The 25,654-nt window shown below is 54.3% G+C and carries 18 protein-coding genes; 10 read left to right on the forward strand and 8 right to left on the reverse strand.

All coding sequences use genetic code 11. The features are described from left to right. Nucleotides 1-131: 131 nt before the first annotated feature. Nucleotides 132-1,169, reverse strand: coding sequence for a bile acid:sodium symporter family protein (locus C5Y83_RS08430; protein ID WP_105329236.1), 1,038 nt, complete (start codon nt 1,167-1,169; stop codon nt 132-134). A gap of 202 nt (nt 1,170-1,371) precedes the next feature. On the opposite strand from C5Y83_RS08430, the gene aroC reads away from it, so the two are divergent. After that, complete coding sequence (aroC, locus tag C5Y83_RS08435) at nt 1,372-2,517, forward strand: chorismate synthase (RefSeq protein WP_105329237.1); 1,146 nt, start codon at nt 1,372-1,374, stop codon at nt 2,515-2,517. A gap of 42 nt (nt 2,518-2,559) precedes the next feature. Then, nucleotides 2,560-3,780 carry a hypothetical protein gene (locus tag C5Y83_RS08440; protein ID WP_105329238.1) on the forward strand — a complete coding sequence of 407 codons (1,221 nt, stop codon included), beginning with the start codon at nt 2,560-2,562 and terminating at the stop codon, nt 3,778-3,780. Between the two features lie 414 nt (nt 3,781-4,194). Here C5Y83_RS08440 and C5Y83_RS08445 read toward each other — a convergent pair whose 3' ends face one another. The 4 genes from C5Y83_RS08445 to C5Y83_RS08460 all read right to left on the reverse strand — a co-directional run bounded on the left by C5Y83_RS08445 (nt 4,195) and on the right by C5Y83_RS08460 (nt 12,733). Then, nucleotides 4,195-7,329, reverse strand: a complete 3,135-nt coding sequence (locus C5Y83_RS08445; RefSeq protein WP_105329239.1) for a cytochrome c biogenesis protein — start codon at nt 7,327-7,329, stop codon at nt 4,195-4,197. Beyond that, entirely contained in the window at nt 7,329-10,460 is a 3,132-nt protein-coding gene (locus tag C5Y83_RS08450) for a hypothetical protein (protein WP_105329240.1), read from the reverse strand. The genes C5Y83_RS08445 and C5Y83_RS08450 overlap by 1 nt, the downstream gene beginning before the upstream one ends. A gap of 526 nt (nt 10,461-10,986) precedes the next feature. After that, nucleotides 10,987-12,339, reverse strand: coding sequence for a helix-turn-helix domain-containing protein (locus C5Y83_RS08455; RefSeq protein WP_105329241.1), 1,353 nt, complete (start codon nt 12,337-12,339; stop codon nt 10,987-10,989). 61 nt (nt 12,340-12,400) lie between these two features. Next, nucleotides 12,401-12,733, reverse strand: coding sequence for a hypothetical protein (locus C5Y83_RS08460; protein WP_105329242.1), 333 nt, complete (start codon nt 12,731-12,733; stop codon nt 12,401-12,403). A 644-nt stretch (nt 12,734-13,377) separates the two neighbouring features. Between C5Y83_RS08460 and C5Y83_RS08465 the strand changes: the two genes are divergently transcribed. From C5Y83_RS08465 to C5Y83_RS08495, 7 genes are all read left to right on the forward strand, one after another. Continuing rightward, nucleotides 13,378-14,709: a MotA/TolQ/ExbB proton channel family protein gene (locus tag C5Y83_RS08465; RefSeq protein WP_105329243.1), complete on the forward strand. Its 1,332-nt coding sequence runs from the start codon at nt 13,378-13,380 to the stop codon at nt 14,707-14,709. Then, nucleotides 14,706-16,379: a hypothetical protein gene (locus C5Y83_RS08470; protein WP_105329244.1), complete on the forward strand. Its 1,674-nt coding sequence runs from the start codon at nt 14,706-14,708 to the stop codon at nt 16,377-16,379. The genes C5Y83_RS08465 and C5Y83_RS08470 overlap by 4 nt, the downstream gene beginning before the upstream one ends. Next, the gene (locus C5Y83_RS08475) at nt 16,376-17,449 is read left to right on the forward strand and encodes a hypothetical protein (RefSeq protein ID WP_105329245.1); all 1,074 of its coding nucleotides are present in this window, start codon (nt 16,376-16,378) and stop codon (nt 17,447-17,449) included. Before C5Y83_RS08470 ends, C5Y83_RS08475 begins: the two co-directional genes overlap by 4 nt. A 24-nt stretch (nt 17,450-17,473) precedes the next feature. Then, nucleotides 17,474-18,859 (forward strand): adenosylmethionine--8-amino-7-oxononanoate transaminase, encoded by a 1,386-nt coding sequence (bioA, locus tag C5Y83_RS08480; protein ID WP_233207163.1) that lies wholly within the window; start codon nt 17,474-17,476, stop codon nt 18,857-18,859. Then, on the forward strand, nt 18,856-19,578 hold the full coding sequence (locus C5Y83_RS08485) for a type 1 glutamine amidotransferase (protein ID WP_105329246.1): 723 nt from the start codon (nt 18,856-18,858) through the stop codon (nt 19,576-19,578). Before bioA ends, C5Y83_RS08485 begins: the two co-directional genes overlap by 4 nt. 188 nt (nt 19,579-19,766) lie before the next feature. Then, the gene (locus C5Y83_RS08490) at nt 19,767-20,453 is read left to right on the forward strand and encodes a hypothetical protein (RefSeq protein ID WP_105329247.1); all 687 of its coding nucleotides are present in this window, start codon (nt 19,767-19,769) and stop codon (nt 20,451-20,453) included. Beyond that, nucleotides 20,437-22,386: an ATP-binding protein gene (locus C5Y83_RS08495; RefSeq protein ID WP_105329248.1), complete on the forward strand. Its 1,950-nt coding sequence runs from the start codon at nt 20,437-20,439 to the stop codon at nt 22,384-22,386. Before C5Y83_RS08490 ends, C5Y83_RS08495 begins: the two co-directional genes overlap by 17 nt. 3 nt (nt 22,387-22,389) lie before the next feature. Here the strand turns inward: C5Y83_RS08495 and C5Y83_RS08500 are convergent, their stop codons facing one another. From C5Y83_RS08500 to C5Y83_RS08510, 3 genes are all read right to left on the reverse strand, one after another. Continuing rightward, on the reverse strand, nt 22,390-23,850 hold the full coding sequence (locus tag C5Y83_RS08500) for an APC family permease (RefSeq protein ID WP_105329249.1): 1,461 nt from the start codon (nt 23,848-23,850) through the stop codon (nt 22,390-22,392). Nucleotides 23,851-23,904: 54 nt separating this feature from the next. Beyond that, nucleotides 23,905-24,192, reverse strand: coding sequence for an SAM hydroxide adenosyltransferase (locus C5Y83_RS08505; RefSeq protein WP_105329250.1), 288 nt, complete (start codon nt 24,190-24,192; stop codon nt 23,905-23,907). Nucleotides 24,193-24,302: 110 nt separating this feature from the next. Then, a complete protein-coding gene (locus tag C5Y83_RS08510) occupies nt 24,303-25,118 on the reverse strand; it encodes an S-adenosyl-l-methionine hydroxide adenosyltransferase family protein (RefSeq protein WP_105329251.1) in 816 nt (271 codons plus the stop codon). A 120-nt stretch (nt 25,119-25,238) separates the two neighbouring features. On the opposite strand from C5Y83_RS08510, the gene C5Y83_RS08515 reads away from it, so the two are divergent. Further along, complete coding sequence (locus C5Y83_RS08515) at nt 25,239-25,643, forward strand: hypothetical protein (RefSeq protein ID WP_105329252.1); 405 nt, start codon at nt 25,239-25,241, stop codon at nt 25,641-25,643. Nucleotides 25,644-25,654 lie beyond the last annotated feature (11 nt).

Raw genomic sequence — 25,654 nt, forward strand, 5'->3', positions numbered from 1 at the left:
ACGCCGATTGCGAGTGAATTACCCAAGTTATAACGGTTTTTTGACGCCCGTCCAGGGGCTGGTAAGGGGCGATTGAGCTGGAAACATGGCTGCTTAACGATTGAGACAACTTTGGCGACCAGCCGGTTCGCTTAAGCTTTTTTCATATCACCATCCTGGCCATTTAACGGCGTGACGGCAGGATGCTTACGAAGATAATGGTCGGCAACGGCGGTATCCAGAAACAACTGGCCAACGTGATAGGTGACCATTGGCAAAATGGCCAATGGATTCGCGGTGTAGAATTCGGTAGCAATCGCCAAGCCAATCATCAGCGTCTTTTGGCTCCCTGCGAAGGCGACAGCGATCTCATCGGGGCGGCTGAAACTTAAACGACGCGCGATTCCCGCACCGACTAACAGTGCCGAGAAGTGAATCACGAGAACGAGCACAATCATCACGGCAAACGAAATGATGGTAGGCATCTGCCCAGCTGGCAAACTGCGAAGCTTCAAACCGCAACTAATACAGCCAAGCAATACCATCAGCAAGATTCCGATCTGGGCGATGATACTGAGCGAAAACTTGTTGCGTGTTGCCCAATCACCTGCCTTGGGAACCAGGCGAGCCAGCTGACCGAATGCCATCGGTAAAACGACTAATACGAACAGCTTGCTTACCATCTCCGCCAGGGAAAGCCCCTTCCCGGTCGGGTCAGGCCAAACCGTGATGGTGATTTCGCTTCCTGTGGTCCAAAGCAGCCAAAACGGAGTGACCAAAAAGCAAAGCGAATTCGTGATAATCGTGACCACCAGGGCGGCTGAATCGTTCCCCCCTGCTCTTCGTGTCCAAACCGCGGCCGAGGCCAAGGTGCAGGGAATCGCGGCCATCAGATTGATACCAATCGCGAAGTCACCTGCAGCTAGAAGCGAAAACGCCCAGGCAATCAGTGGCAGTACACCGAAATTCATGCCGGTAGCTAGCAGCGAGGCGGCTGGCCGACGGATTGCATTGTGCAAATCGCCGAATGCTAGTGGGAAAGCCATCAGAAAGAGGACGGTGACCACGATTCCGTTTCGCAGAATCGCCATATTGGGCAGCTCGCGGAGCGGCTCAGAGAAGACAAAGCCGATGGAAACGACCACCATCAGGCCGGCCAGGAACCAATGTCGACGCAAAACGGATCGCACGTTGTCTCGCTTTCTGGTCCCTCTGGTGTTCGCCAGGCAGACTCTTTTGCCTAACCGATCTATCTGCCGATCGGGGTTGCGGTTAGAATCGAAGATCGGTTTGCACTTAACCTAGGCACCTAGAGCAGTTTACCGCCGACCAGCCCTTCATCGGAAGCGGCCTGCGGACCCTCGCTCGGGGCCAAAGTCTTTATTTTGCATAATGTTGCGTTATTGGACAGCGGGCGAATCCCACGGTAAAACCCTCCTCGCGATGATCGATGGCTTTCCGGCCGGATTGACGATTGACGAGGAACCTATCAATCGAGAATTGGCTCGACGCCAGGGAGGGTATGGCCGCGGCGGACGACAGCGGATCGAGACCGATAAGGTCGACGTCATGACCGGCGTCTGGAAAGGGATGACCCTCGGCAGCCCTATTGCTCTGCAGGTCATCAATCGCGACTACAAGCTGGAACGCCTGGAAGACCTTCCGCGACCACGGCCAGGGCATGGCGATTTGACCGGTGCGATTAAGTTCCTCGGTCCTATTCGCGCCATTTTGGAACGAGCCAGTGCTCGCGAGACGGCCGTGCGTGTTGCCGCTGGTGCCTTAGCCAAGCAGCTTCTGGCCGAGTTCGACATCAAGGTCTACGGCTTCGTCGATGAACTGGGCGGTGTTGCCATCGAGCGTCCCGAGAACGTGGACGACGTCGAAGCGATGGTGGCAAAACGAGACGAAAGCATCATCTACTCGCTCAATCCGGCCCAAGATCCAGCGTTCAAGGAACTGATCGACAAGACAGGCAAAGCGGGCGACACGCTGGGCGGGATTGTCGAAGTTCGCGTGGTTGGAGCACCGTTTGGCCTCGGAACGCACGCCCAGTGGGAACGCAAGCTCGACGGCAAACTGGCACAAGCGGTGATGGCCGTTCAAGCAATCAAGGGGGTCGAGATCGGCATGGGCTTCGAAGCAGCTCGTCTGCCGGGATCGCAAGTTCACGATCCGATCCATTACGATCCCATGCAGCAAGAGAGCGTCAACCTTGGCTACACTCGTCCGACGAACAACGCGGGCGGCTTAGAGGCGGGTATGACCAACGGACAAACAATTGTTGTCCGCGCCGCCAAGAAACCAATCAGCACGCTCCGCAAACCGTTAGAATCGGTGAATCTGGAGACGAAGGAGACGGACGCTGCATCGTACGAGCGAAGTGACGTCTGTGCTGTTTCCGCTGCGAGCGTGATTGTGGAAAGTGTCGTGGCGTTTGAAATCGCCGTGGCACTTGTCGACAAATTCGGTGGTGACAGCCTCGAGGAAATGAAGGCTCGCTACCAACTGTTCCTGGACATGGCCCGGAAGCGTTAATCCGCGGCCTAACTACTCGCCTGCCAAGCAAGGATGTTCGGCATGCACGAATCGACGAGGCGCCTGCTCTGCCGGGTCGCGTTCCTGCTGGGATGCGTCGTACCGACGGTCTGCACTCTTTCGTGGATTACGTATCGCCAGTCGTCCTGGGCAATCGAAGCGATCGAGCACGAACTCTCGCAGACGATCGGCCTTAAGTGCCAGATCGCTCGCTATTACAACCCCAAGCCGACCAAGTGGATTTTCGAAGATGTCCACATGGAACGTGCCGGCCAGGACGCCGTTGTCTTTCCCGTTCTCAAGGCCGAGCTCGTCAACAATACGTGGCAACTTTCAGCAGATCAGGCGGAAGTCGATTGGGCTTCTCGAAACCGCCTATGGGAAACTATCCAAGAAGGCATTCTGCTGAAACGTAGTGGAACGCAATCGCTTGAGTTAAGCGTTACAGAAGTCCGTTTTCGAGGGGAAACGCAACCTCCCCTACGGCACCTGAGCATCGCGCATGATCCTGCTAAGCAGCCGGCACTTAGCGGTATTGCGAAGGTTGGAAACACGGAGGACTCCCCTACTCTGCAGCTGACACTTGAAACCGATACGGCCTCCCCATGGAAACTTCAACTGAAGACCGATCGATTGCTGACCGATCGCCTGGCCCTCGCTGTGCCGCAGTTGGCCGGGCTCGGTCCTGATGCCTATTACGAAGGGCAAATGACCTTCGAGCTCATCGGCGAGACGCCCAACATCGAACTTCAAGGCAACGTTCGGCAGATGGATTTGGAATCAGCGCTCGCCAGCAAGTTCGGTTTACACGGCGCTGGCGGAGCCGATCTTTACCTGCAATCGGTCGTGATTCGCCAAAGCACAGTCCACTGGGCTCGCGGCGTTTTGGTATCGAAGAATGGCCAAGTCTCCAGGCGTCTGTTAAGTCGGGCTGCCCAGCATCTTCGTCTGCGCGTCGTTCCTCCTTCGCAAAGCGAAGACCTGATTGCTTACCATGACTTGGCCATCGGTTTTCATGACGACGCAGGCCGCATGACCTTGAGCGGCCTCTGCGATAACATGCCGCAAGGCACCATGTTGGCGGGCCTAGAGCATCCGTTGGTAATGGAAAGTCTGGTCGGCATCCTACCGGCTACGAATCTGGCGAGTGTCTTTTATGAAGATCAAACACCAAGCGTTCCCGCTTCACAGCAAGCCGTCGACATGGCTCGCTGGCTGACCGTTCCCCAATTGGCAGAACGTTCAGGCAATACTCTTCGTTGATCCACTATTGCCGGAACTGGCGAATATTGACAACGTTCGTCAACCCTCTAGCTTGGCGATTGGCGGACATCCTTATGGGCAGTTCACTCAACCTACCCCCTTACCGACGAACTACGTGCGTTCATCGACGAGAACTGTGGCGACGGAACGCTTGACGCCTCGCCTAGCGATTTCGTCAATGACATTCCCCGGCAATGCAAAGCCCGACTTGAGCTCACACGTCGCGGAATGACCGACCTGGAAGGAATCATTGACTTTAGCCGCGTCAGTTTGGCAAACTTCCAACAGACAGATGCATCGACGCGTTGAATGCCGGCGTAGATCGATTCCGAGCCAACCCGGATCTAATCTGCCTCGAGAAATCACGACAGGGCAGGCGAACGTAAGCCTCGCACTGCCCGTCGATTCTAGCCCCTACGTTGCATCGGCCAGATTGCTGGTGTCTTTTGGATCTGGTAGATCGGTCTTGATAACCACTTCTTCGATGTCGTTTTCGTCAACCACCGATAGCTTTGACAACTGGAAGCGGAGGGCCACCAGGCCGAGGCCGACCCAGTTGGCGGCGACGAAGCCCATGACCATGATTTCGCTCCCCTTCCCACCACTTCCATAGGAATGCAAGCCGACGGCGTCGCCACCTTTGAACAGAGGCAACAGGAAATTCACGCCGTACCAGCTTCCAACGATCGCCGAGAACCCGATGATCGTGCCGACAACTAAGCCAAAGTTGTTGAACCAACCGGCGAAGCGAGCATGGAGGATGGCAACGTAAATCAAAAGGGTCACCAATGCCCAGACTTCTTTCGGATCCCAGCCCCAGAAGCGTCCCCAAGAGACATCCGCCCAGATCCCCCCCAAGATTGTTCCGGTTGCCAGAAGCAGAACGGCAACTTGGATTGCGCGGTAACAGTGCTGTCCCAGCGTGAAGCATTCTTCGGGCGGACGATAACTCATCTGCGGACCATGAGCATGCTTCGGTGCCAGCCCTTCATTCAAGGTGCTCGCGACAACGGGTGCGCGATACTTACCGAACATGTAGTAGCCCAAAGCAAGCCAACCCAAGCCCCAAGCCAAGATACCTGCCCCGTAACTGGCCACAATTGTCAACACGTGAATCGTGAGCCAAACGTTCGATCTGAGCACCGGTTGAAGGGGTGAGAACTCGGTGTTCAACACGCGAGACGAACCGGTATCGACGATCGGCGCGATCGAAGCCACACACAGTAAGAACGTTCCGCAAGCGGCGGCTGCCAAACCATAGTAGTTACGATCGTATGTCTTCTCGAAACGATCCTCCAGCTTCTTATCCACGGAGAACCAATCGTAGAGACAGAACAGCGGCATCAATACGGCCGAGATCACCAAACGAGGCAAGTACCACGCAGTGAGGATTGTCGTTCCAACCAAAATCACGCTGATGACCAGCCCTTGGATCATCGAGAAGACCGAGCCTCCGAAGTTGACCGAATCGAAGTTGATGATCGGCCGGTTGCCGTCGTAGAAAGGAAGGCCAACTAACGCGTAACCAATGAACAGTGTCACGGGCAAACGCAGAACGGCCGAGACGGCATTGAAGACCATCCACAACTTGGTCGATGAGAACATCTCCAGTTGAGCCGATGACAAATCGGAAGCCTCCCAAGTGCCCGGAATTGCCGTGGCTCGCCAAGCCGCCAAGCGACCGCGGTCGTAAATGGGCAACAGCAAAAACACGATCCCCAAAGCACAAACCACCCAAGGAACGAAGATCACCGTTTCGTACATGTTGGTCACCGGAGCCCAGCCAGTGACAACCACTCGCATGTAAAAACCGTAAGTCGACCAGACAATGCCAAACAGAAGAAAGGCAACACCTGTCCAAAACATCGGCTTTCGCATTACGGCAAACGCCAAGGCGAAACCCATCGTTGCAATGAACGTGAAGATCCAAGCATACATGAATGGATCCATCGTGTTGTATCGAACTTCGGTTGCGATTCGATAACTGTCCGCCGGTGGATATGCGGTATACGCGAGAATGCCAGAATCCTCTTCATCTGGCCCAAGCGTTTCTTCCAAAACGATCTTTCGTTCGCCGTTATTCGCGTCGCCGAGGTTTTGCAGATGAGCAGCAAGGGTCTGCATCGATTCCCGCAAACCAGGCCCTTTCACCGCCCCATCAGCCAGGAATGTTTGGCGCACGCTCTCCCAATCATTACGAACGGCCTTGATCCACTTCATGTCGTACGGCCTCAGCAAGTTATCCGAACCGTATAACACGGTTGTCAGGCCAAGCCAAGGCTGCGAGAGATCGCTTGGATCGCGTGACTTGCTCAATGCATAAGGATTCAAAGCGGGAACAATCTGCAGGTGATTGCCAGCCCGATCCATTCCCGTCGAAGCCGATGTCGCCCCAGCTTGAGCATTCTCGTACAGGGCCAACTGAATCTCTAAAGCGATGTGTTCCAACTGGCGAACGTGAACCAGCATCGACTGAAACATCGGTTTGATATTGCTGTATTCGCGATCGGAGAGAGTCGTGCTGTTGTTGACTGTGTCGCGCTGTTCCTCCAGGACCTCTTCCATCGCTTTCGCATCTTCACGAAATTGCTGCACGAGCGGTTCAAACTCGGCTGTCGTCAGTGGGTCGCTTGGAAGCGTCGGTTCGGCCTCCGTGTCATCGAGTACATCCCGAGCATTCAGTACCGAGTTGGCCGCCATCTCGCTCAATTCCTGATACGAACGCAGCAGGTTCGTAGCCCCAAGGCTCAACGGATGTTCACCAGCGATTTGCTGAAGCGTTTGAAGCTGGCTGTAGAGCGGTCGTTCGGAACCGTCATCCAGAACCTTACTAGCTTCGAAGATTTGATGAAAGAATCTTTCACGAGAACCAACTTGTGGGATGGGTGGCGTCGAAACAACTGGGTTACGTGGATCGAGCGAAACCTCGCGATAAACCCCATAGCGAAACACGAGTCCACGCCAGATGTGGGCGTCCATCGCATTCTCTTCCAACGACTTGCCGTCCGTTTGCTCCTTCTGTCGCTTGACCATCGCCGCGACATATTCACGTAGCTTGACCGACGTAGCGACTTCGTAAGGAGAAACGAAGTTAAGCTTCACGCTCTTGGGGCTATTGATGGGAAGCCCTAGTTCCTTACGGGCATCTTCACGGCCGAGATAAATGAACGGAACACGCTCCCAAGCTTCCGGTCGCATCGTCCACTCAAAGATCAATTGATCAGGCGTGAACTTCCGTTCTTTCCCTTCAGGAAAGATCTCGAGCGCCTCCTTCATTTCGGGCTGCTTGAGTTCTTCCTCGGTGTAGTAGTCCACCAGGTTAAAGCGAGGCTTCGACTTATTGAACTCGGTGATCTTCTGCACCACCTGACGAGCATAAGCGTCCATCGGCTTGACCCGTCCATGATGATAGACGGGGATTTCACGCCAGATGTCGGAAGGAAACTCTTCAGCGCGAACCGTAGTGCTGGCAGATAAGCATCCGCCCAATAGGATTACGGTAAACAGTGCCGCTCGCAGCATGCCGTTGTTCATATCGTTCTTCGCCATTATCGCGTAACCACTTCTGACTGAATCTTGGCCGGATGTGCCTTAGCCCGGGCCTTAGGATCAGACGTTCGTTTCGTTTTGAAGAAATAGGCTCGCATGTAGAACATGCAAGCGATGCCCCCGATCACGAACAAACAGCCCCAATATCGCAGGGCCGTGCCTGGATCGTAATTGACCGAGAACACTGATTTATAAACTTCCGAATCATTGCTTCGTTCCGGGACGAACTCGCGGTACTCTGGCGTACCGGCCAAGTAAGGTCCGTCGAACGATTCCTGAAAAATCCGCAGATCGCGACCACCAGCTGGCTCAGTAAAGTCGTCCGGAGCGTTCATCGTGATCCAAACGTCACGCTTCAAGAGAGCTCGCTGCGTGAAGTAAACGTCGCCCGAGGCCAGGTCGACGGCGATTCCATCAAGTCCATCCATCAAATCGTTGTGGATCATCTGGGGATCTTTTGACTTGCCATCTAGGCTCAGCATTCGTATCGCGGTATTAATCTCTTGCTCTTTCGGAGCATCTCCGCCGTAATACTTTGGGTCGTTCAGATGCTTGCGGGCCGTTGGATCAATTCCATTCGGCTTCACGTCGGTCCAATACAAGAGACCGCGATCGGAATCGACGGCAATTCCATTGGGCTGACCGTCCGACTTGTAGGTATACACAGGCGAGATAGAGGGCGAATCGAGAGTTGATTTCCCAATCATGTTGTTCAAATCGTCCGCGAAATAGAGCGTGCGATTCTTTCGATCGAGAGCCACTGCCGTCACACTGCCGGCACTTTCCAGCCACTTATTCTCGACGTCGCTGCCATCCAGCTTCAGACGCCCGATGGACTTCTCAGCAACATTCCCAAAATAAGCCCAACCACCTTCGGTGTCGACTGCCAAGCCGGATGGTGAGCGGTCGAACAGGCCGATCACCTTCTTCTCACTGCCGTCGGCATTGGCCTGCATTAAGACGTCAGCCTCGCGTCCATTCAATCGATTCATTTGTTTCGCAATCCAGAACAGTTGCGAACCGTCTTCACTGATCGTCAAGTTACGAGGTTCCGTCCCGGCAGACGCGATCAGTTGCTCAGCTGGCACCGTAGGATCGGCCAGGTCCGCGCTAAGAATCGCCTTTGAACGAGTGTTCGCATCGATCCAGATCAAATTCTGACCGTGGACCGCGACCGACGTAGCATTGATCTCGCCTAGAAAGTTCAAAGGTGAAATCGATCCACCAGACAAACGCATCACGTAGCGATCTTTCAGGCGATCGAGATAATGCACGTCACTGGAATAGTGCGACGGCTGGGAGGTGCCTGGATCGAGCCGTCGTTCAAACTGTTGGAGGTAAATGCGAAAGCCAATCGGGTACGACTGAATCGGCATCGAAAGTTTAACCTGCCGATCGCCGACTTTGACGGTATGCAGCGTCGACCTTTCATCGAGCCCAACATCTGGCTCGTTCAAGTGCGCCCGCAGCCAAAACTCTTCCGTCGAATCATCGACAGTCAAGCGGACCTTCACCGCTGGCGTATTACCCATGGGGCCGGAAGAACCAAACGGTTTCTTTTCCGGCTGCGGTTTAGGACGCTCGGACGGCACGAACGACTGAACGTACATCATCAGCGTTGCGATCGGCATCTTGAATGCTTCGACCGCATCCACTTTGGTGGCGTTGCCTTTCAGTTCGCCGGAAGCGACTACTTTCTTGCGATTCCAATAGCGATAGAAGACTCGTTTAGCGGCAGGATCGTTCTCGTCAGCGGCGCCTTCGGCAACTCCCTGTATCAAGTCGATACGCGAACCACCTTCGCCCCGCATTAGCTCTGCGGCATCCTTCTCGCCGAAATCGTACCAATAGTGACCGAAGACATTAGAGTCATATGCCTGCATGTTCATTTGCGGCATGTTGGCCAGCAGGGTGAGTTCGTCAACCTTCTTGTCGCCATCCAATAACTCGATCACGACCGTCGGATTACGAGGTTCGGCACCTTCGTCTTCCGGGACTTCGACCCAGCTGAACTCCTGACCACCGACCTGATCTAGTTGCGCGGTTGGGTAATACGCTTTGACTTGGTACTTCAAATTCGTGCCGGGTAGATTCTGGGGTTCTTTCTCGAGCTGTTCCTCGATTTGGATGACCGTTGTCTTGCCATCCGCAAAGAGAATCGCCTGACCTTTCGGGCCGATGGAACCTTCTTCAGGCACGCACTTTAGAAAGGCCTCGGTCGCAGCGCGGCTACCGGCCATGTAAAAGGTCATCGTGCCGCCACCAGAACGCTGGCTATCGCCGACACCGAATCGATACTTCGGCTGCTGGGGAGCATTGAACACCGACAATCGAATCGGAACCCAACTTTCCTCACCATCTTGCATGCGACCATCGGCCATTCGCTGCTGCATCGACGGCATGCTCATCATCAACTGCACGGTCGGTGTGTTTTCCCACCAGCGGCAATCCGCGTAATAATCCAACACCTCTAGCCGAATATTGTCTTGGTCGTACAGCACGTTGCCGGCGCGATTCCGTAGCGAGGCATAGAAGATGGGGGAGAACCACCGAGCCAATTCTGGTTCGGCGACCTTCCAGTTGGCGAAGCCCTCGCCGTAGGCTGACCAATTGAACATGCCAGGAGCAAAGTCGACGGCGTGTCGCTCAACCGTTTCCTTCGGCATACCGAGCGACATGGGTGGCTCACCTGCTTCATTATCAATTCGCAGATCGAAGTAATAAGCGTTATCGAATGCCAGTTCCGAGGCATGGTTCTCCCAGACGTGAACTTGGGCATCGATACCCTTACTACGGCTGATCGCACCACTCAAGAGAAGCATCAACAGACCGATGTGTGTAATCACGAAACCGGTTTGATGCCGCTTCCACGGGTAGCGAATCGCAGCGGCGCAAAAGATGTTCACACCCAAGAGAGCGTAAATCAGTCCGAACCACCACGATCGATAGACATAGAACTGAACCACATCGGTGTTGAATGTGGCTTCGACAAACGTCGCGAAGATCAGCGCAATGGCCATCAAGCTGAGCAGCACCACGGCTAAACCGAGCGAGGCAGCGAATTGATAGATGTTCAGCAGCACCCGCACCAAAAGTGGCTGGTCGGGAGAGACAAGGTTGGGTCTTGCCACGTTCTATTCCATGGGGTCAGGAAGCGCGGTAAGCGAGCATTTTGCCACGACCTTGCAAGCGAGGAAGGATCACCCCCTAGTTAGGGTTTAACCCTTCCGATAGCGTTTGCGGTCTCACGCAATCAGCCCGATACGTTTGGCAACGCTGGCGGCTTCAATTTGGTTGTCGTACTCTATCCGAAAACTGGGGAGCGGGGCCCAATCTTTGATAGTATCCCGTTCCCCCACGATAAGGTCCATTGCCAGTGAGGGAAACCGCCAGTCGGCCAGATGCAGTAACGACTTACGTCGAATTGACAGTCAAACTGCCTCGGCACTCTTTCTATTATAGCGCGACGCGTCTTATCGGATACCTACAGATCTGGAACCTACCGGCAGAAGCGAGAATTATTGGTTCCGATTTTGCTGCCTCCAAGTGGCGCTGTGGCCTGGATTTTGTGGCGAAGTCGTCCTGAGACGAAAAAAGGCCACGTTCTTCTGTCGCGAAGAACGTGGCCTCATGATTCGTTGTCGATATGGATGCGGCTTAGCCTAACAGGCCTAAAACGCTCTCCATGATCGTGCTGCTAATCGAGAACGGCTCACTGAAACTCCAAGTGTTCCACATGATGTCGGTCACCATCAAACCACAAAGCATCAGCATCAGGGCCGTGAAGCCCAACAGCCCCACTTGCAGGCCGGTGTAGGGAACTTCAGCTGGGGCAGCAGCCGCTGGAGCGGCTTGGGCCATCGTGCCGGAACCGCTGGAAGCCATCATGTCGTCGGCTTCCAAACCTTCGCTTTCGCCCAGACCACCGAAATCGCCCCCTTCCAACGTCGAGCTTCCAAATAGCCCTGACTCGGAGGACATCGAATCGGAATCGAGCGCGATCACCTGCGAACCGCTGTCGTCGTCTTCCAATTCCCCTTCGACTGGGGTCAGCAGGAAGTCCCCTTCCGCGGCGGCGTCGGCGGAAGCTGGCTCGAAAAGTTCTTCATCATCGGACGCGGCAACTGGCTTTGCAGCAGCCGGTTCAGGCTCGTCTGACAGCAGATCCAAACCGCTATCGCCCGTCGAAAGCGAGAAACTATCATCGGACGAAGCCAATCCGATCTCACTCGATTCGCTGGAATCGGAGATCAGGTCGATTTCGCTGTCGTCGCTATTACTGGGAGGAACCGACTCCTCGGCCAAGCCTAGATCGCCTTCTGAAGCCAGTAGATCCATGCTACTGTCTTCATCGTCTTCGACATCGAGGGTCAGCTCACCGCTGCTGTCGTGGTCCATACCGATACCACTCGTACCAAGATCCAACGATTCGTCCTCGAGGGCCAGGCTCAATCCGCTACCGGTTCCTTCTGGATCAAGTGGTTCGCCGCCGAGATTAATATCAGCATCGTCATCGGAAAGACTCAGTTCACCTTCGTCCGAGAGACTGAAATCGTCTTCGGCAGGCTTATCGATCGATGTTGCTTCGCCCAGATCGAGACTGCTCAAACTACCTTCATCACTGCTGGAGAGACTATCGTCTAGACCAGCATCGCTATCAGGGAGGCTCAGCGAGATGTCGCTTGAGCTGTCTTCCGTGCTGCTGATGATGTTCGAACTGCCACCTTCGCCGCCTTCACCGGTGTCTTCGATCAGCAGGCTATCCATCGATCCGGAGGAACCTTCCTCAGAATCGGATGAACCGCTCAGCTCAAATTCCTGACTTTCGCTGTCGGCCAGGCCTTCTTCCACGAGAATTCCTTTGGCCTTTTCCAGTTCGTCATCCTTGAACTTCCAACTGGAACCATCACGGAACGCACGCAATTTGCCGCGTTCACGTAGATCTTGGATGGTGTCTTCAGAAACGCCCAATTTGGCGGCGAAATCAGAAAGCGGAATGTATTCGGCCATGCTGGCTCCCGGTAATTCCAATCCTACTGGGAAGCCACAGACCGACGGCTTGCCAAGAGGACTAGTTGAGCAGTTTGCGGATATCCTTCGGGTGTGGGTTCACACCGTTGAATTCCTCGATGAGTAAATCCCATTGTACTTTGCGTACGCTGCGAAGTGAAACTTTTCCGCTCGCCCCATCCACGTGATAAACCGCCAGAGCCCGAGACTCGGGGTCAACGATAATCACATGTTGGCCGCCATCTTCGGCCGTCGCCGTATGCACGATCAGCCCAGTGGTGTCCGGTAACGCAGAGTTACTCTGACCCAATGCAGACGAGGAATTGCGGAAAAGCTCAACGCTAAGCGTGACGGCGACGATGATCACGACCGCCGAGAGAATCGACTTCCACATAAATCACCCATTTTACGCGATTTACGGAATCGTCCTCTAAGACCTATTCTAGAAGCCCAATTCCGAGATGCAACTATTTATCTCACGGTTGGTTAGGGAGAATACCGCAATCCACCACCCATAAGTGGCTAAAACAGTGAATCAAGCGGGGATCTTCCCTGGGGTCGAGCAGTCTATCAGTGCATGCGATGCCGAGAAACATCGATTTCGGAGCTCATCCCTGAGGATAGGGGAAGTCATGCGGCAGCAGAAAAATCTGCCAAGAAAGAACATCGGCCGACGGACTAAGTCCGTCGGCCGAACATTCATTTCCCCCCCGGGATTTAATTCGAACTCACATTGGTGAGTTGTGTTTTAAGCAAGTCCTCTTCTCAGAGGAGTTTATCGCGGCCGTGATTGCCTCGACGCATAGAGTTATCGGCAGACTCACCGACCGCATTGAAGATCTTTTGGGGTGATTCTCGAAAAATCCTGCGCAACGACGCAATTCGCCACTTCATCCCAAATTAACACATTCCGGGAAGACTTTAGATTTTGCCTGATTGTCACAGCCCTGATCTTCCGATTCTAACGATTAACGGAAGTTTCCCTTTTGTTCCGCTCCCTCCCCAGGATAAGCGGTGCCATCGAAAAGGAGTTCGATTGTGCAACAGACGGACGCCCCCAAGATCACTCAGTCGATTGCTGCCAAGCTTGGTTGGCCGCTGCTGATTGGTTCGGCTCTCACCGTTGTCTTCTATGCCGCCATCAACTTTGGCGTCATCCCGCAACATTCACTTTTACGATATGTCACGGCTCACCCGGTCGAATATGCCGAAGTCGCCATGTTCATGGTCGGCATCGCCGCATTGCTCCTCAAAGGAGGACAGCTCGTTTCCGAGCTTCGCTCGCTCCAACAGGTCGAACTTCCTCCTCAGGAATCGAGCCGCACCAAGATCGAACAAGCCCCGGCGCTGTTGGCGGCACTGCGGCAACTGCCAGAGTCGTTTCACTCGACGCTGCTCTTTCAGCGTTTGGCGAAAGGGCTGCATCACGTGCACGCCAGTCAAACGGCAGCATCGCTGCAGGATGAGATGAAATACCTGGCCGACATCGACCAGGAACGGTCCGAGCATGATTACTCGATGGTCCGCATTGTTATCTGGGCGACACCGATGCTTGGCTTCTTGGGCACGGTGATTGGTATCACCCTGGCCCTCGGTAACCTGTCGCCGGAAGCATTGGTCAACGAACCGAAGGTCGCGATGGAAAGCCTGCTTCAAGGCTTAAGCGTTGCGTTCGATACGACAGCGTTAGCATTGACTCTGTCGATTGGTTTGATGTTCGCTCAGTTCGTGATGGGACGTATCGAGGCCGAAATCTTAAGCAATGTCGATGCGATTGCCGCCGAAGAACTCACCGCGCGTTTCGAAACCGAAGGCAGTGCGACTGATCCAAGCGTTTTGGCCGTGAAGCGGATGTCCGAGCGAACGATTCAAACCACGCAAGATCTCGTAGTTCGACAAACCGAACTGTGGCGGGAAACGGTTTCCGCCGCTCATCAGCACTGGCAACGCCTCGTTAGCTCAAGCTCCGAACAAATGGAAACAGCGCTGCACAACGCCTTGAGCGAATCGCTGAAGACGCACGCCGAGGCCCTTGCTTCCGCACAGCAGCACAGCATGCAGCGTTCCGCTGAACAACTTAACGGCGTGATCGATGCCTTGTACCAAGTCAGCTCTTCGATCCATTCGCAGCAAGAGCAAATGACCGAACAAGGTTCGATCTTGCTGAAAGTGGTGGAAGCCACCGGCGAAGTTGCGAGCCTCGAGGAATCGCTCAATCGCAACTTGGCAAGCCTTGCTGGCAAACAGCACTTTGAAGAGACGGTTCAAAGCTTGGCCGCTACGATTCACCTGCTGAACTCCCGCATGTCCGACGGCGGCCGCGCCTCGGTTCACCTCGATCGTAAACAGGAAAAAGGTCACGCCGCGTGAATCGACGTCGTCCAACACGACAATCGGTCGAGATCTCGCTCTTCCCGTTTTTGGCCGTGCTAATCTGCACCATGGGGGCACTAATCGTGCTGTTCGTGGTAATGGTTCTCCAAGCACGTACCGAAGCGGTCGCGGTCGAGTTGCCTACCCTTTCGGTACCAGCTCCACCCGAGCCGAAGCCGCAGATCGAAACACCTGCTCCGGAACCGCAGGTCGATTACACGGAGCAGATGGCCGAATTGGAAGCCCTTCGTGAGAAACGTTTGGCTCAATTGAAAGAGACGCGACTGCAGCTCTCTGGTTTGGAAGATCATAGCCATCGTCTGACCGAGAAGATCAAAAAGCTGCGGGCTGACATTGCCGTATTGGAGGGAGAAACCACCAACGTCACGGGCAGTGCTGATGACTTCGAAACTCAGAAGACGCGTTTGCGTCAGCAAATCGCTGAGGCGGAGTCCGAACTGGCAAAGATCCGTGAAGAAGCGGAGAAGCGGAAACCAGCTTATGCGTTGGTACCGTACGAAGGTCGTAGTGGTACTCGGAGGCAACCGATTTACATCGAATGTACCTCCGACCGTGTGATCATCCAGCCCGAGGGGATTGGCCTGACAGGCAACGATTTCCAACCTCCCCTCGGCCCAGGCAACCCGCTGGCAGCGGCCCTTCGGACGATCCGCGAATACCGACAAGGGCAAGGCGTCGGCGACCAGGGGAGTCCTTATCCACTGCTCGTTGTCCGCCCCGATGGTGCCGAGTCGTATGCTGCCGCTCGTGATGCCCTCGACGGCTGGGACGATGAATTCGGCTATGAACTGGTCGACGAGGAAACGGAATTAGCTTATCCACCAGCCGATCGTTTCCTAGCGAAACGTTTGGTCGAAACGGTCGAACTGGCTCGTCGTCGCAAGTTCGCGATCATGATGGCCGCTCCGAAAAAGTATGGCCGCGTAGAAGATCAGTACCTCGTCGCCAGTCGAAACGGTGGTTTCCAGGCCGTAGGTGGCGGTGGTGGTGAAGGTGATGCGTTCCTTGAGAACCGCTTTATACATGGAAACGGTAAAGGTGCTTTCGGCGAAAAACTGGGGGGCTCCGGTTTGAACGGTGGCGGAGAAGCAATGAATCCGCCAGATGGTTCCAGCGGCCAGTCAAACAGCCTCCAAGGCCAGCAAGGCTTCTATCCGCAGAACGCTCCAGCAGCCTCGCAGAATAACAACAGCAATGGGCAACAAGGCTCCCCGTATCAGCGACAAGGACCATCGCCCGATGCCGCACAAAGTGGCAACGCCGGTAGTGGTGGCAATCGACCTTCGATGTCGCAGCCAATCGCTGCCAAACGTGGCGGCAACTGGGCTCTGCCTAATGCCACGCCACGAAGTACGGCGATCACTCGACCAGTTCAGTTGGTTTGCAGCGGCGAACAGATGACCCTGGTCCAGGAACGAGGTGTTTTGGGACCGGCCGAAACGGTTCCGGTTGATGGCGATATGGAAGCGGCGGCCGATAAGCTGGTTCGTCTGATTCATACCCGCATCGATAGTTGGGGGATCGCTGGTCGGAACTTCTATTGGAAACCGATCCTGGAAGTCACCGTCGAACCAGGGGGCGACGCCGTTGTCCGCCAATTGGAAACCCTATTTTATGGTTCGGGAATCGAGGTGAAACGCAAGTGAGACGCCCGGCCAGAAAAGCAAACGGCGATCAAAACGCCCCTTCACTCGATTCGTTCCTCGATGTGGTCACGAATCTCGTCGGTATCTTGATCATTTTGATCATGGTAGTCGGGGTGACGGCGCGAGATGCCTTGTTCGATGCGGTCAGCGGTAGCCCAGACAGTACCGTCCCCCCTGCTCTTTCGATTCCTGCTCCACAGGAAATCGCAGAACCAGAACCAACGCCTGAACCCAAGGGCCCTACCCTGGCTGAGCTGAACAGCCTAGCGGATGACGTGGCAACGATTCAGCAAGAGATCTTGAAAACGCAAGAGCAAGCCAAACTCGCATTTGAGGAACGAAACCAACTTCAACTGTTCCTCACTTCCGCCGAGACGGCGCTGAACGAGAAACAAAACGAACTCGATAGCAGCAAGCAGGAAGAAGTTGCTCAGCAGCGCGAGTTGCTGGAATCGTCTCGACAACTTGATGCACTCTACGATCAGATCGAGGGGCTCAGTAAATACCGCCCTGAAGTAAAGGAACTAGCCCACTACCCGACTCCACTAGCAAAAACTGTGTTTGGCAAGGAGGAGCACTTCCGTCTAAAGAACGGCCGGATCTCTTACGTGCCGATGGAACGCTTGGTTGAAGGGATGAAAAACGATGCCCGTAGTCATCTCGATCGCGCGAAACGAGATGGCACTGCGACGGCCCGAATTGGTCCAATGAATGGCTACGTGATGGAATACACGCTGATTAGCCGTTCGTACGAGATGGAAACCTCGATGGGAACCGCGACCCGCGGGGGTGTCGAGCTGAAACAATTCATCTTAGTGCCAGAATCGGATATGCTGGGCGAACCGGTTGAAGATGCCCTGAAACCTGGTTCCCGCTTTCGAGATATCATCGCATCGCTTGATCCCGCACGAACGACGATCACCATCTGGACCTATCCCGATAGCTACCACAACTTCCGTAGCGTTCGGGACGACCTCTACCAAATCGGGTTCACCACAGCGGCTCGTCCGTTACCGGATGACTATCCCATCGGCGGTAGTCCCCACGGCGAACGGTCGTCGTCGCAATAAGGCAAATGCTTTACAATGGGGGCTTTGTCACGCGACACTTTCCCCATTGTGTTCATGAATCCGACCGCCGAACAGTTAACCGACTGGGACAAACGCTACGTGTGGCACGCCTTCACCCAAATGGCATGCTACGAACCGCTGATCATCGAATCGGCCGAAGGATGCGAGCTGATCGATATCGAAGGACGTCGCCTCTTAGATGGCGTGAGCAGCATGTGGTGCAACGTCCATGGGCATCGTCACCCGAAACTTGATCAAGCGGTGAAAGATCAGTTAGATAAGGTCGCGCATGTGACCAATTTGGGCTGCTCGAACAGCACGGCAATTCTTCTAGCCAAGCGACTAGCAGAAATCACCCCTGGCGATCTCAACCATAGTTTCTTCTGCAGCGATGGTGCCTCGGCATTGGAAGTCGCCATCAAATTGGCCTTTCAATATTGGCATCAGTGTGACAACCCACGTCCGAAAAAGACAACCTACATCGGATTCGAGGACGCCTACCATGGCGACACCATTGGCACGATTAGTGTCGGTGGCGTTGACCAGTTTAACGCGGTTTTCAAACCGCTCATGTTTCCAGTCCATCGGTTACCCATTCCAGATCGACGCGTGCCTGACGAAGCTTCGGCTTGCACCTACCACTTGCGGATCTTGGAAGAATCATTGGAAAAGCATCACGAGGCAATCGCAGCCCTCGTGATCGAACCTTTGGTTCTGGGTGCGGCAGGAATGATCGTTCAACCGCCCGGATATCTTCGCGGTGTCCGCGAACTCACGAAGAAATACAACGTGCTGATGATTGCCGACGAAGTTGCCGTTGGACTGGGCCGAACCGGGACCATGTTCGCTTGCCAACAAGAGGAGGTTGTCCCCGACATCCTTTGCCTGGGTAAAGGACTCAGTGGTGGCTATCTGCCAATGAGTGCCGCGATTGCGACCACTGAGATTTGGAATGCTTACCTTGGTGAATTCAGTGAAGCGAAACAGCTTTGCCATGGGCACACGTTCGGTGGCAATCCGCTCGGCTCGGCGGTTGCCTTGGCAACGATCGACCTGTTTGACGAAGAGAAGACTCTTAAGCAATTACCTCCAAAAGTTGCTCGCATTACCGAGCATCTCGCAAAGCTGAAGAAGCATCCGCACGTCGGCGATGTTCGTCAACGGGGCATGATCGCTGCCGTAGAAATCGTGCGAGACAAAGTTACCGGCGAACATTTCCCTTGGACCGAACGTCACGGCCATCAGGTATGCCAGTTCGCGCTCAAACATGGCGTTTGGATTCGTCCGTTAGGAGATGTGCTGGTTATCATGCCACCACTTTCTGTTTCGCTCGAGCAGATTGATCAACTGTGTGAGGTGATCGGAGCAGGAATCGATGCCGTTACGAAAGGCAAGGACGCATCCCGATGAACGACTATCGCTTTCTTTTGATTCAGATTCGTGACGCCGACGATCCCATCCGCGAGCAAGAGATTGCCTGCTTTGCCACGGCCCTCGATTGCCCAGCGTCGTCCATTGGCGTGTTCGACCTTCTGAATACCGAGCTTCAATCATCCCACTTGATCAACTACGACATGGTCGTGATCGGCGGTTCTGGTCGCTATAGCGTCACCAGCGAAGCACCTTGGATGTACAAGGCGTTAGTAAGCTTGCAAAGACTGCTCGATAGTGGCAAACCGGTGTTTGCTTCATGCTGGGGATTTCAAGCGTTGGCCCGTGCAGCTGGAGGCCAAGTGATTCATGACTTGGAAAATGCGGAACTCGGGACACATCACGTCTTCCTTACCGATGCAGGGAAGCAAGACCCGGTCTTCTCGCAGCTTCCTGAGTCGTTCTTGGCTTATATGGGCCATGAAGATCGTGTGATTGAACTGCCGCCTGGGACGACTTTATTAGCAACAAACTCGCGAGTCGCTCAACAGGCGTTTCGATTTGATCATCGCCCGGTGTACTGCACGCAGTTCCATCCGGAGCTGACACTCGATTCATTGCACAAGCGAATCGAGGCCTATCCTGAATATTGCGAGCGGATCGCAAAGATTCCTTTCGACGAGTTTCGAAGGCAGTGCGAGCCTGGCCCCGAAAGCGAGTCCATCTTGAGGTATTTCATCAAGCATGTAGTCGGTTGATATTCCTTAATAAGTGCCAGAATATCCGTTACTTTCGCTAGGTTCCCTACAATCGCATTGCGGAATCATGCATCCTCTTCTCTCTCTGCTGGTTGCAATTCTGTACTGACCTACGCTTGAACTCAGACATAGTGCGCCCAAAAGTGCGCTAACGCTGAACAGTCAAGCAAATCTGGGGCAGCAGATAAATGGAAAGCAACTCTCACATCCAGCATGCTGGATTTCGGAATGCGACGTATACGACGTCGAACCGCACCATATTAACGGCCATGTTTGCCGTTTGGATTTCGTTGGTGGGAGCAGGCTTTCTTGCGATGTTGATTTATCAGCACGACGCCAAGCCGCACCCTGAGATTGTTTCTCGATGGCCTAACTCGACCGATATTTCCCGTGATTCGACACGTTGTAACTTACTGGTTTTCCTGCATCCACGATGCGCGTGCTCGCTGGCAACGCTCAACGAGCTTGCGCGAATTCAATCGCAATGCCAGGATCAACTTGCCATCAAGATACTCATGTATCAACCAGCCGATGCGGAAGCTGATTGGCTTGAATCTCCCATTGTTGACTTGGCAGAACAAATTCCAGGTGCGGAACGAATCGTTGATCGAGACGGAGTCGAAGCAAGTCGCTTCGGAGCCAATACTTCGGGACAAGTCATCCTATTTGACCCAAATGGATCACGGGTCTTTACTGGTGGTATTACCCCGTCCCGCGCACACGAAGGGGACAGCATCGGCCGGCAGACCATTGAAAGCTATGTGTGCCGTGGAGAAATCTCGGTCGATTACGCGAAGACATTTGGATGTCCGCTATGGGATACCAAGCCCAACTCACCTAGCAAGCCGAGGACTCTGAATGATGGCGTTCAGTGAAAACCGGCCGATCAATGATCGCGCTAGGGAATTGCTAGAAGAACATCGCACAGCGATTTACCGCCGAACCGATCGGATGTTCGCGTGGTTGATGCTGTTTCAGTGGATCGCCGGGCTGGCAATCACATTATGGATTTCCCCCCATACCTGGGCCGGGCAACAAAAGTTCGTCCATCCTCATATTTGGGCGGCACTGTTCCTGGGCGGCCTGATTTGTAGTTTCCCGGTATTGTTAGCGTGGAAACTACCAGGCACAACGCTGACCCGTCATACGATTGCGGTAGGCCAAGCGTTGGCCTCCTCGCTGCTGATTCACCTCATGGGTGGTCGGATTGAATCGCATTTCCATATCTTTGGTTCGCTCGCATTTTTGGCTTTCTATCGCGACTGGACAGTACTCGTAACCGCATCGTTGGTAGTTGCAGCCGACCACTTCTTCCGCGGCTTGATCTGGCCGGAATCGATTTACGGTATCTCTGTTTTTGGGTGGCAGCGATCCTTCGAGCACACGGCATGGGTTCTGTTCGAGGACGTCTTCCTGATCTATACCTGCCTGATGAGCTGTCGCGAAATGACGGTGATTGCCAATCGCCGTGCAGAAATGGAACGGATGCAGATCGAAGTCGAACGCGAAGTGACTGATCGAACCCGCGAAATCGAACTGCAACGCCTCGTTCTCGAAGAGTCGCACCAACGCCTCCAACGTCAAACGAACGAACTGCGAAGTGCGATTGAAGCCGCGGAAGGGGCGAATCGCGCTAAGAGTGCGTTTCTGGCGAATATGAGTCACGAGATTCGCACTCCGCTAACCGCGATCCTGGGTTTTGCCGACGTACTGTTAGAATCTGGCGATATCGGCAAAGCACCGACTGAACGCGTCGAAGCAATTGATACCATTCGCCGCAATGGGGCCCATCTGGTATCACTGATAAACGACTTGCTCGACCTGTCCAAAATAGAAGCAGGTAAATTCCAAACCGAGCACCTTCCCTGCTCGCTCCATCGTTTGATCGCCGACTTGCAGCAGTTAATGCAAGTCCGACTTGATGAAAAGAAGCTTACGTTCTCGACGGAATACCTCGGTCCATTGCCCGAGATGATCCAAACCGATCCGACTCGCCTGCGTCAGATATTGATGAACTTGCTAAGCAACTCCATCAAGTTTACACCGTCTGGTGGCATCAAGATTGTGATCAACCTAATTGGCCGGGGCAACGATCGCAAAGTGCAGCTTGATATTTCGGACACGGGCATCGGCATTTCCGATGCGATGCGTGAAAAGTTATTTCAGCCGTTCACGCAAGAGGATGGATCGATGTCGCGTCGCTTCGGCGGAACGGGCTTGGGATTAACCATTAGTAAACAGTTCGCCAAACTCCTTGGCGGCGATCTCGTTATTCTCGATACGTCGTCACAAGGGACGACGTTCCGTTTGACGATTGATCCTGGGCCGCTGCAAAACGCGACGCTTCAGCAGCCAGACAAGTTCGTTGAAACTCCGCGTCAGACGCCACGGAAGTTAGCGGAACTGAAGGATATTCTGGCGAATGTCCGCGTACTATTGGTCGAAGATGGCCCAGATAATCAGCGGCTGATTTCGTTCCTGCTCAAGAAGGCAGGAGCCTGTGTCGAAATTGCCGAAAACGGTCAGCTCGGCTACCAAGCGGCAACCAACGCCTCACTTCGAGGCGAACCATTCGATGTCATCCTCATGGATATGCAGATGCCGATCATGGATGGATACACAGCGGCAACTAAACTACGTCAGGATAAATACGAGGGTCCGATCATCGCACTCACCGCTCATGCGATGGCCGAGGATCGCAACCGCTGCGTGGAGGCTGGCTGCACGGACTACACAACTAAGCCGGTCGATCGAGAGAAACTAATCGACCTGATCCGGTTTCATTCCCACGCCACCTCGGTCACGTAACGCCTAAGCAGTGCCTGACTTCTTTCGTCCCAATAAATAGGCGACCGGCAGCCCGGCTGCGATGGTCAGCAAACTTAAGATCGTGGTGGGAAGTCGAGGCGACTCTCCCATCAGGCCATCAATGTCTTGCCGCAGGCCAGTGATTAAAATCCAAGCCATCAAGGCCAGATACAGCAAAGGGGGCAGTGGATAAAGGGGTAAGCGAAATGGGTGCGGCAGATCTTCTCGTCGACGAAGTGGAAACACGCTGGCCACAACCAACCCAGAAATTACCGCCAAGCCAATTGCCGTGTAGTTCAAAATGTCGAGAAACGGTCCAGACCAAGCCATACCGATTGCCACTACCCCTTGCACAATGATCGCGGCGATCGGTGTCCCGCGTTCGTCATGCAGTCTGGCCGCGAACTGAGGAAACGCTCCGTCGTGGGCCATCGCAAACGCAATCCGCGGTCCGGACAGCATGTAAGCGCTCACTGAGGCGAGCATCCCGATACCCAAGAGTATCGCAACCACGCCAGCCACGCCTCGCCCGAACAGATGCACGGCAGCCAATTGAGCTACCGGTGTGACCTCGCCGTAACTCAGCTCGGTCATCGTCTGAGGATTCAATGCATAGACATACGTTAGATTTACAAGCAGATAGAGCACGACCACCGTCGCGCAGCCTGCGATCAAGCTCTTAGGTAGTAGCCTTTCCGGATAACGCACCTCGCCAGCAACGTATGCAGCAGCATTCCAGCCCGTGTAAGCATAACTGACGTAGATTAGACCAACCCCCAGCGTGAAGAACTCACTCGAGTCTGGCATGTGACTTTGAGCAAAGTGCGACCAATCGCCGCTGCCAAAGCTTAATCCAAGGACGACCAAGCCAACCAACAGCGAGAGCTTAAGCAACGTCGACATGACTTGCATGCTGGTGCTTTCGCGATGCCCCAAGCAGTGCACGATCATCAGCACAAGAATGAAAACGGTTGCCACGGCCGGTTCTAGGTAAGCCGCGATCGCTCCGAGATTGGCCTGTTCGAACAGTGGCGTGACTGGAATCAATAGGTAATTTGCAGCCAGTCGTCCGACCACCGCAGTCGGTGCCGCAAAGCCCAGGACAAACGTGGCCCAACCAACGACTATTCCCGCTTCCCGACCAAATGCCTCGCGCACGAAAAGATAATCGCTGCCTGCTCTCGGCAGCATCGTCGCCAGTTCGGCAATCGTGACGGTGCCGCAAAACGCCAAAATTCCGCCCAGCGTCCAAATTACCATCAAGCCAGCCGGATTGGCGGTATCTTTCAGCGTGAAGCCTGAGGAAGTCAGGATTCCGGCCCCAACCATGCTGGCGACAACCAAGAAATAGGCCGACCAGAAACCGAATTTCCGCGGCTGATTGGCCGCTGATTCAACGCCCACTTCCGCCGTTCGATGCGTATCAGAGGATTCTTGGGGCGAATCGAAAGAATTGTGCGTCATCGGCTGAACTATCGACTCCAAGGATAGATGGGACGCACATGAAAGAACCCGACCTTACCACTTTATCGTGACACCGTCGTTTACTTTCAGGCCCAGAAACTTCGCGGCACTATCGCCAATCAATGACAGTTCTAAATAACCGCTGTGGCCCAAGATAGCCACATAGGTCATTTCAGGTTGATCATGATCGGCTGGATAAATCCCCAACGTCGTATGCCCGCCACACTCAATCGAGGTCCGATCATCTCGCGGGACATCAACGAGCTTAGCGTGGTCCAGATCGGTAATAGCGTCGCCCGAATCGGATATCGAAACAACTTTTCCGGAGATGCGACTCGGCACGTTGACGTATTCCTGATGTGGGGAGGAGGAGGAATCTTGCGAGCGATTCTAGCCATCTTCGCGCATTTCGCCAAGCATCTTGTAGGGTTTAAGGGCGGAAAACCACCCAATCACGTGGATTCATGCGTGATCTTCACAGGCATTTCCGCTTGAATCCCGTACTTTTGGGCGGCATCCCCCTGAACAACAGACAGCTCCAGTTGTCCTGACGAACCGAATAACGCGACCAACTCTCCTGGCTCACGTTCACCGTAAGTCGATGAAATGCCGAAGACAACTTGGCCGGCGCCTTCGATTCGTATCGCTTGCGGATTCCAATCTTCCGGAATATCACGAGCGAAGATATTCGTCACCGAGTTACCGAACGAATCGGCGTAGACGAATCGCCCGTGAATTTCATTCTCCTCGACTCGAGCCAACACCGCCGCCGATCTCTCGGTCGCGACAAGCGGACGACTAACTTGTTCGCCGAGACTGTCCAGCGGCACTCCGCGTACTAAATGCGCGGCGGCGGGAACCATAATGTCACGACCATGAAAAGTGCTCGACCACTTATCGCCGTAGTACACCTGATTGTTGATCTCGAATACCGCTTCAACTCGAAAGCGGGAAGCAATCACGTCGAATAGTCCGTTATCCGGACCGATAATCACTTGCCCGTGGATCATTGCCGCGACGATACGTCGGGCAGTTCCCACTCCGGGATCAACTACCACAACATGGACTGTTCCAAGAGGGAACGCTTCAACCCCACGTAACAAGACCCAACTTGCTTGCGCGATGCTCTGTGGCGAAATGCTATGCGTCACATCAACAAGCCTGGCTTGCGGTGCCACTTTGAAGGCCGAAGCTTTCATTTCGGCAATGTAGAACGAGTCGGCCTGAAAGTCTGTGGTGAGTGCGATGATACCGTTGGGAGTGAACATGATGCCGACCGAGTTGAAGGGGACAAGCGCCTCATCTACCTTTGCCAGGTGCTCTTATTTTCCAGCGACCAAACTATCGCTAAAGTGGTCACCTGGCAAGCAATACTTTTCGAGGCCACGATGGACGAGATCAACCCTTTCGAGTCCCCTACAACACCAGAAGCCTCAGATGCCTCCGCCGAGAGAGGCGATGCTTGGCTTCGTATAACTCGACCTACGCAGTATCAGGATTATCTGCGCGCATACACCATCAAAGTTGACGGCAGACACCGTGAAAAGATTCGTGTCAACGAGACGATCACGATTTCCGTCGAGTCCGGAACGCTGTTGGTAATGGCTTCGATTGACTGGGCAAAGGCCCCGCCGCTCCTGGTAATCATCCAGCCGGGAGAAACCGTTGATCTGGAAGTACGAGGCGCCCTGCGAGGATGGAAGATTTTCCTCGCGTCCTATTACGTTTTCTTTCGCCCCGGCAAATGGCTGGAGCTTCGCCGCGTCGAGTCGGCCGCAGTGAACGACGGATAATAACCGCACGT

The sequence above is a fragment of the Blastopirellula marina genome (assembly GCF_002967765.1).
GTDB classification, from domain to species: Bacteria; Planctomycetota; Planctomycetia; order Pirellulales; family Pirellulaceae; genus Bremerella; species Bremerella marina_A.

Coding starts and splice junctions, on each gene's coding strand:
- aroC (WP_105329237.1), top strand. CDS start 1,372: ATGTTGCGTTATTGGACAGCGGGCGAATCCCACGGTAAAACCCTCCTC.
- C5Y83_RS08440 (WP_105329238.1), top strand. CDS start 2,560: ATGCACGAATCGACGAGGCGCCTGCTCTGCCGGGTCGCGTTCCTGCTG.
- C5Y83_RS08445 (WP_105329239.1), bottom strand. CDS start 7,329: ATGGCGAAGAACGATATGAACAACGGCATGCTGCGAGCGGCACTGTTT.
- C5Y83_RS08455 (WP_105329241.1), bottom strand. CDS start 12,339: ATGGCCGAATACATTCCGCTTTCTGATTTCGCCGCCAAATTGGGCGTT.
- C5Y83_RS08460 (WP_105329242.1), bottom strand. CDS start 12,733: ATGTGGAAGTCGATTCTCTCGGCGGTCGTGATCATCGTCGCCGTCACG.
- C5Y83_RS08485 (WP_105329246.1), top strand. CDS start 18,856: ATGAACGACTATCGCTTTCTTTTGATTCAGATTCGTGACGCCGACGAT.
- C5Y83_RS08490 (WP_105329247.1), top strand. CDS start 19,767: ATGGAAAGCAACTCTCACATCCAGCATGCTGGATTTCGGAATGCGACG.
- C5Y83_RS08495 (WP_105329248.1), top strand. CDS start 20,437: ATGATGGCGTTCAGTGAAAACCGGCCGATCAATGATCGCGCTAGGGAA.
- C5Y83_RS08500 (WP_105329249.1), bottom strand. CDS start 23,850: ATGACGCACAATTCTTTCGATTCGCCCCAAGAATCCTCTGATACGCAT.
- C5Y83_RS08510 (WP_105329251.1), bottom strand. CDS start 25,118: ATGTTCACTCCCAACGGTATCATCGCACTCACCACAGACTTTCAGGCC.
- C5Y83_RS08515 (WP_105329252.1), top strand. CDS start 25,239: ATGGACGAGATCAACCCTTTCGAGTCCCCTACAACACCAGAAGCCTCA.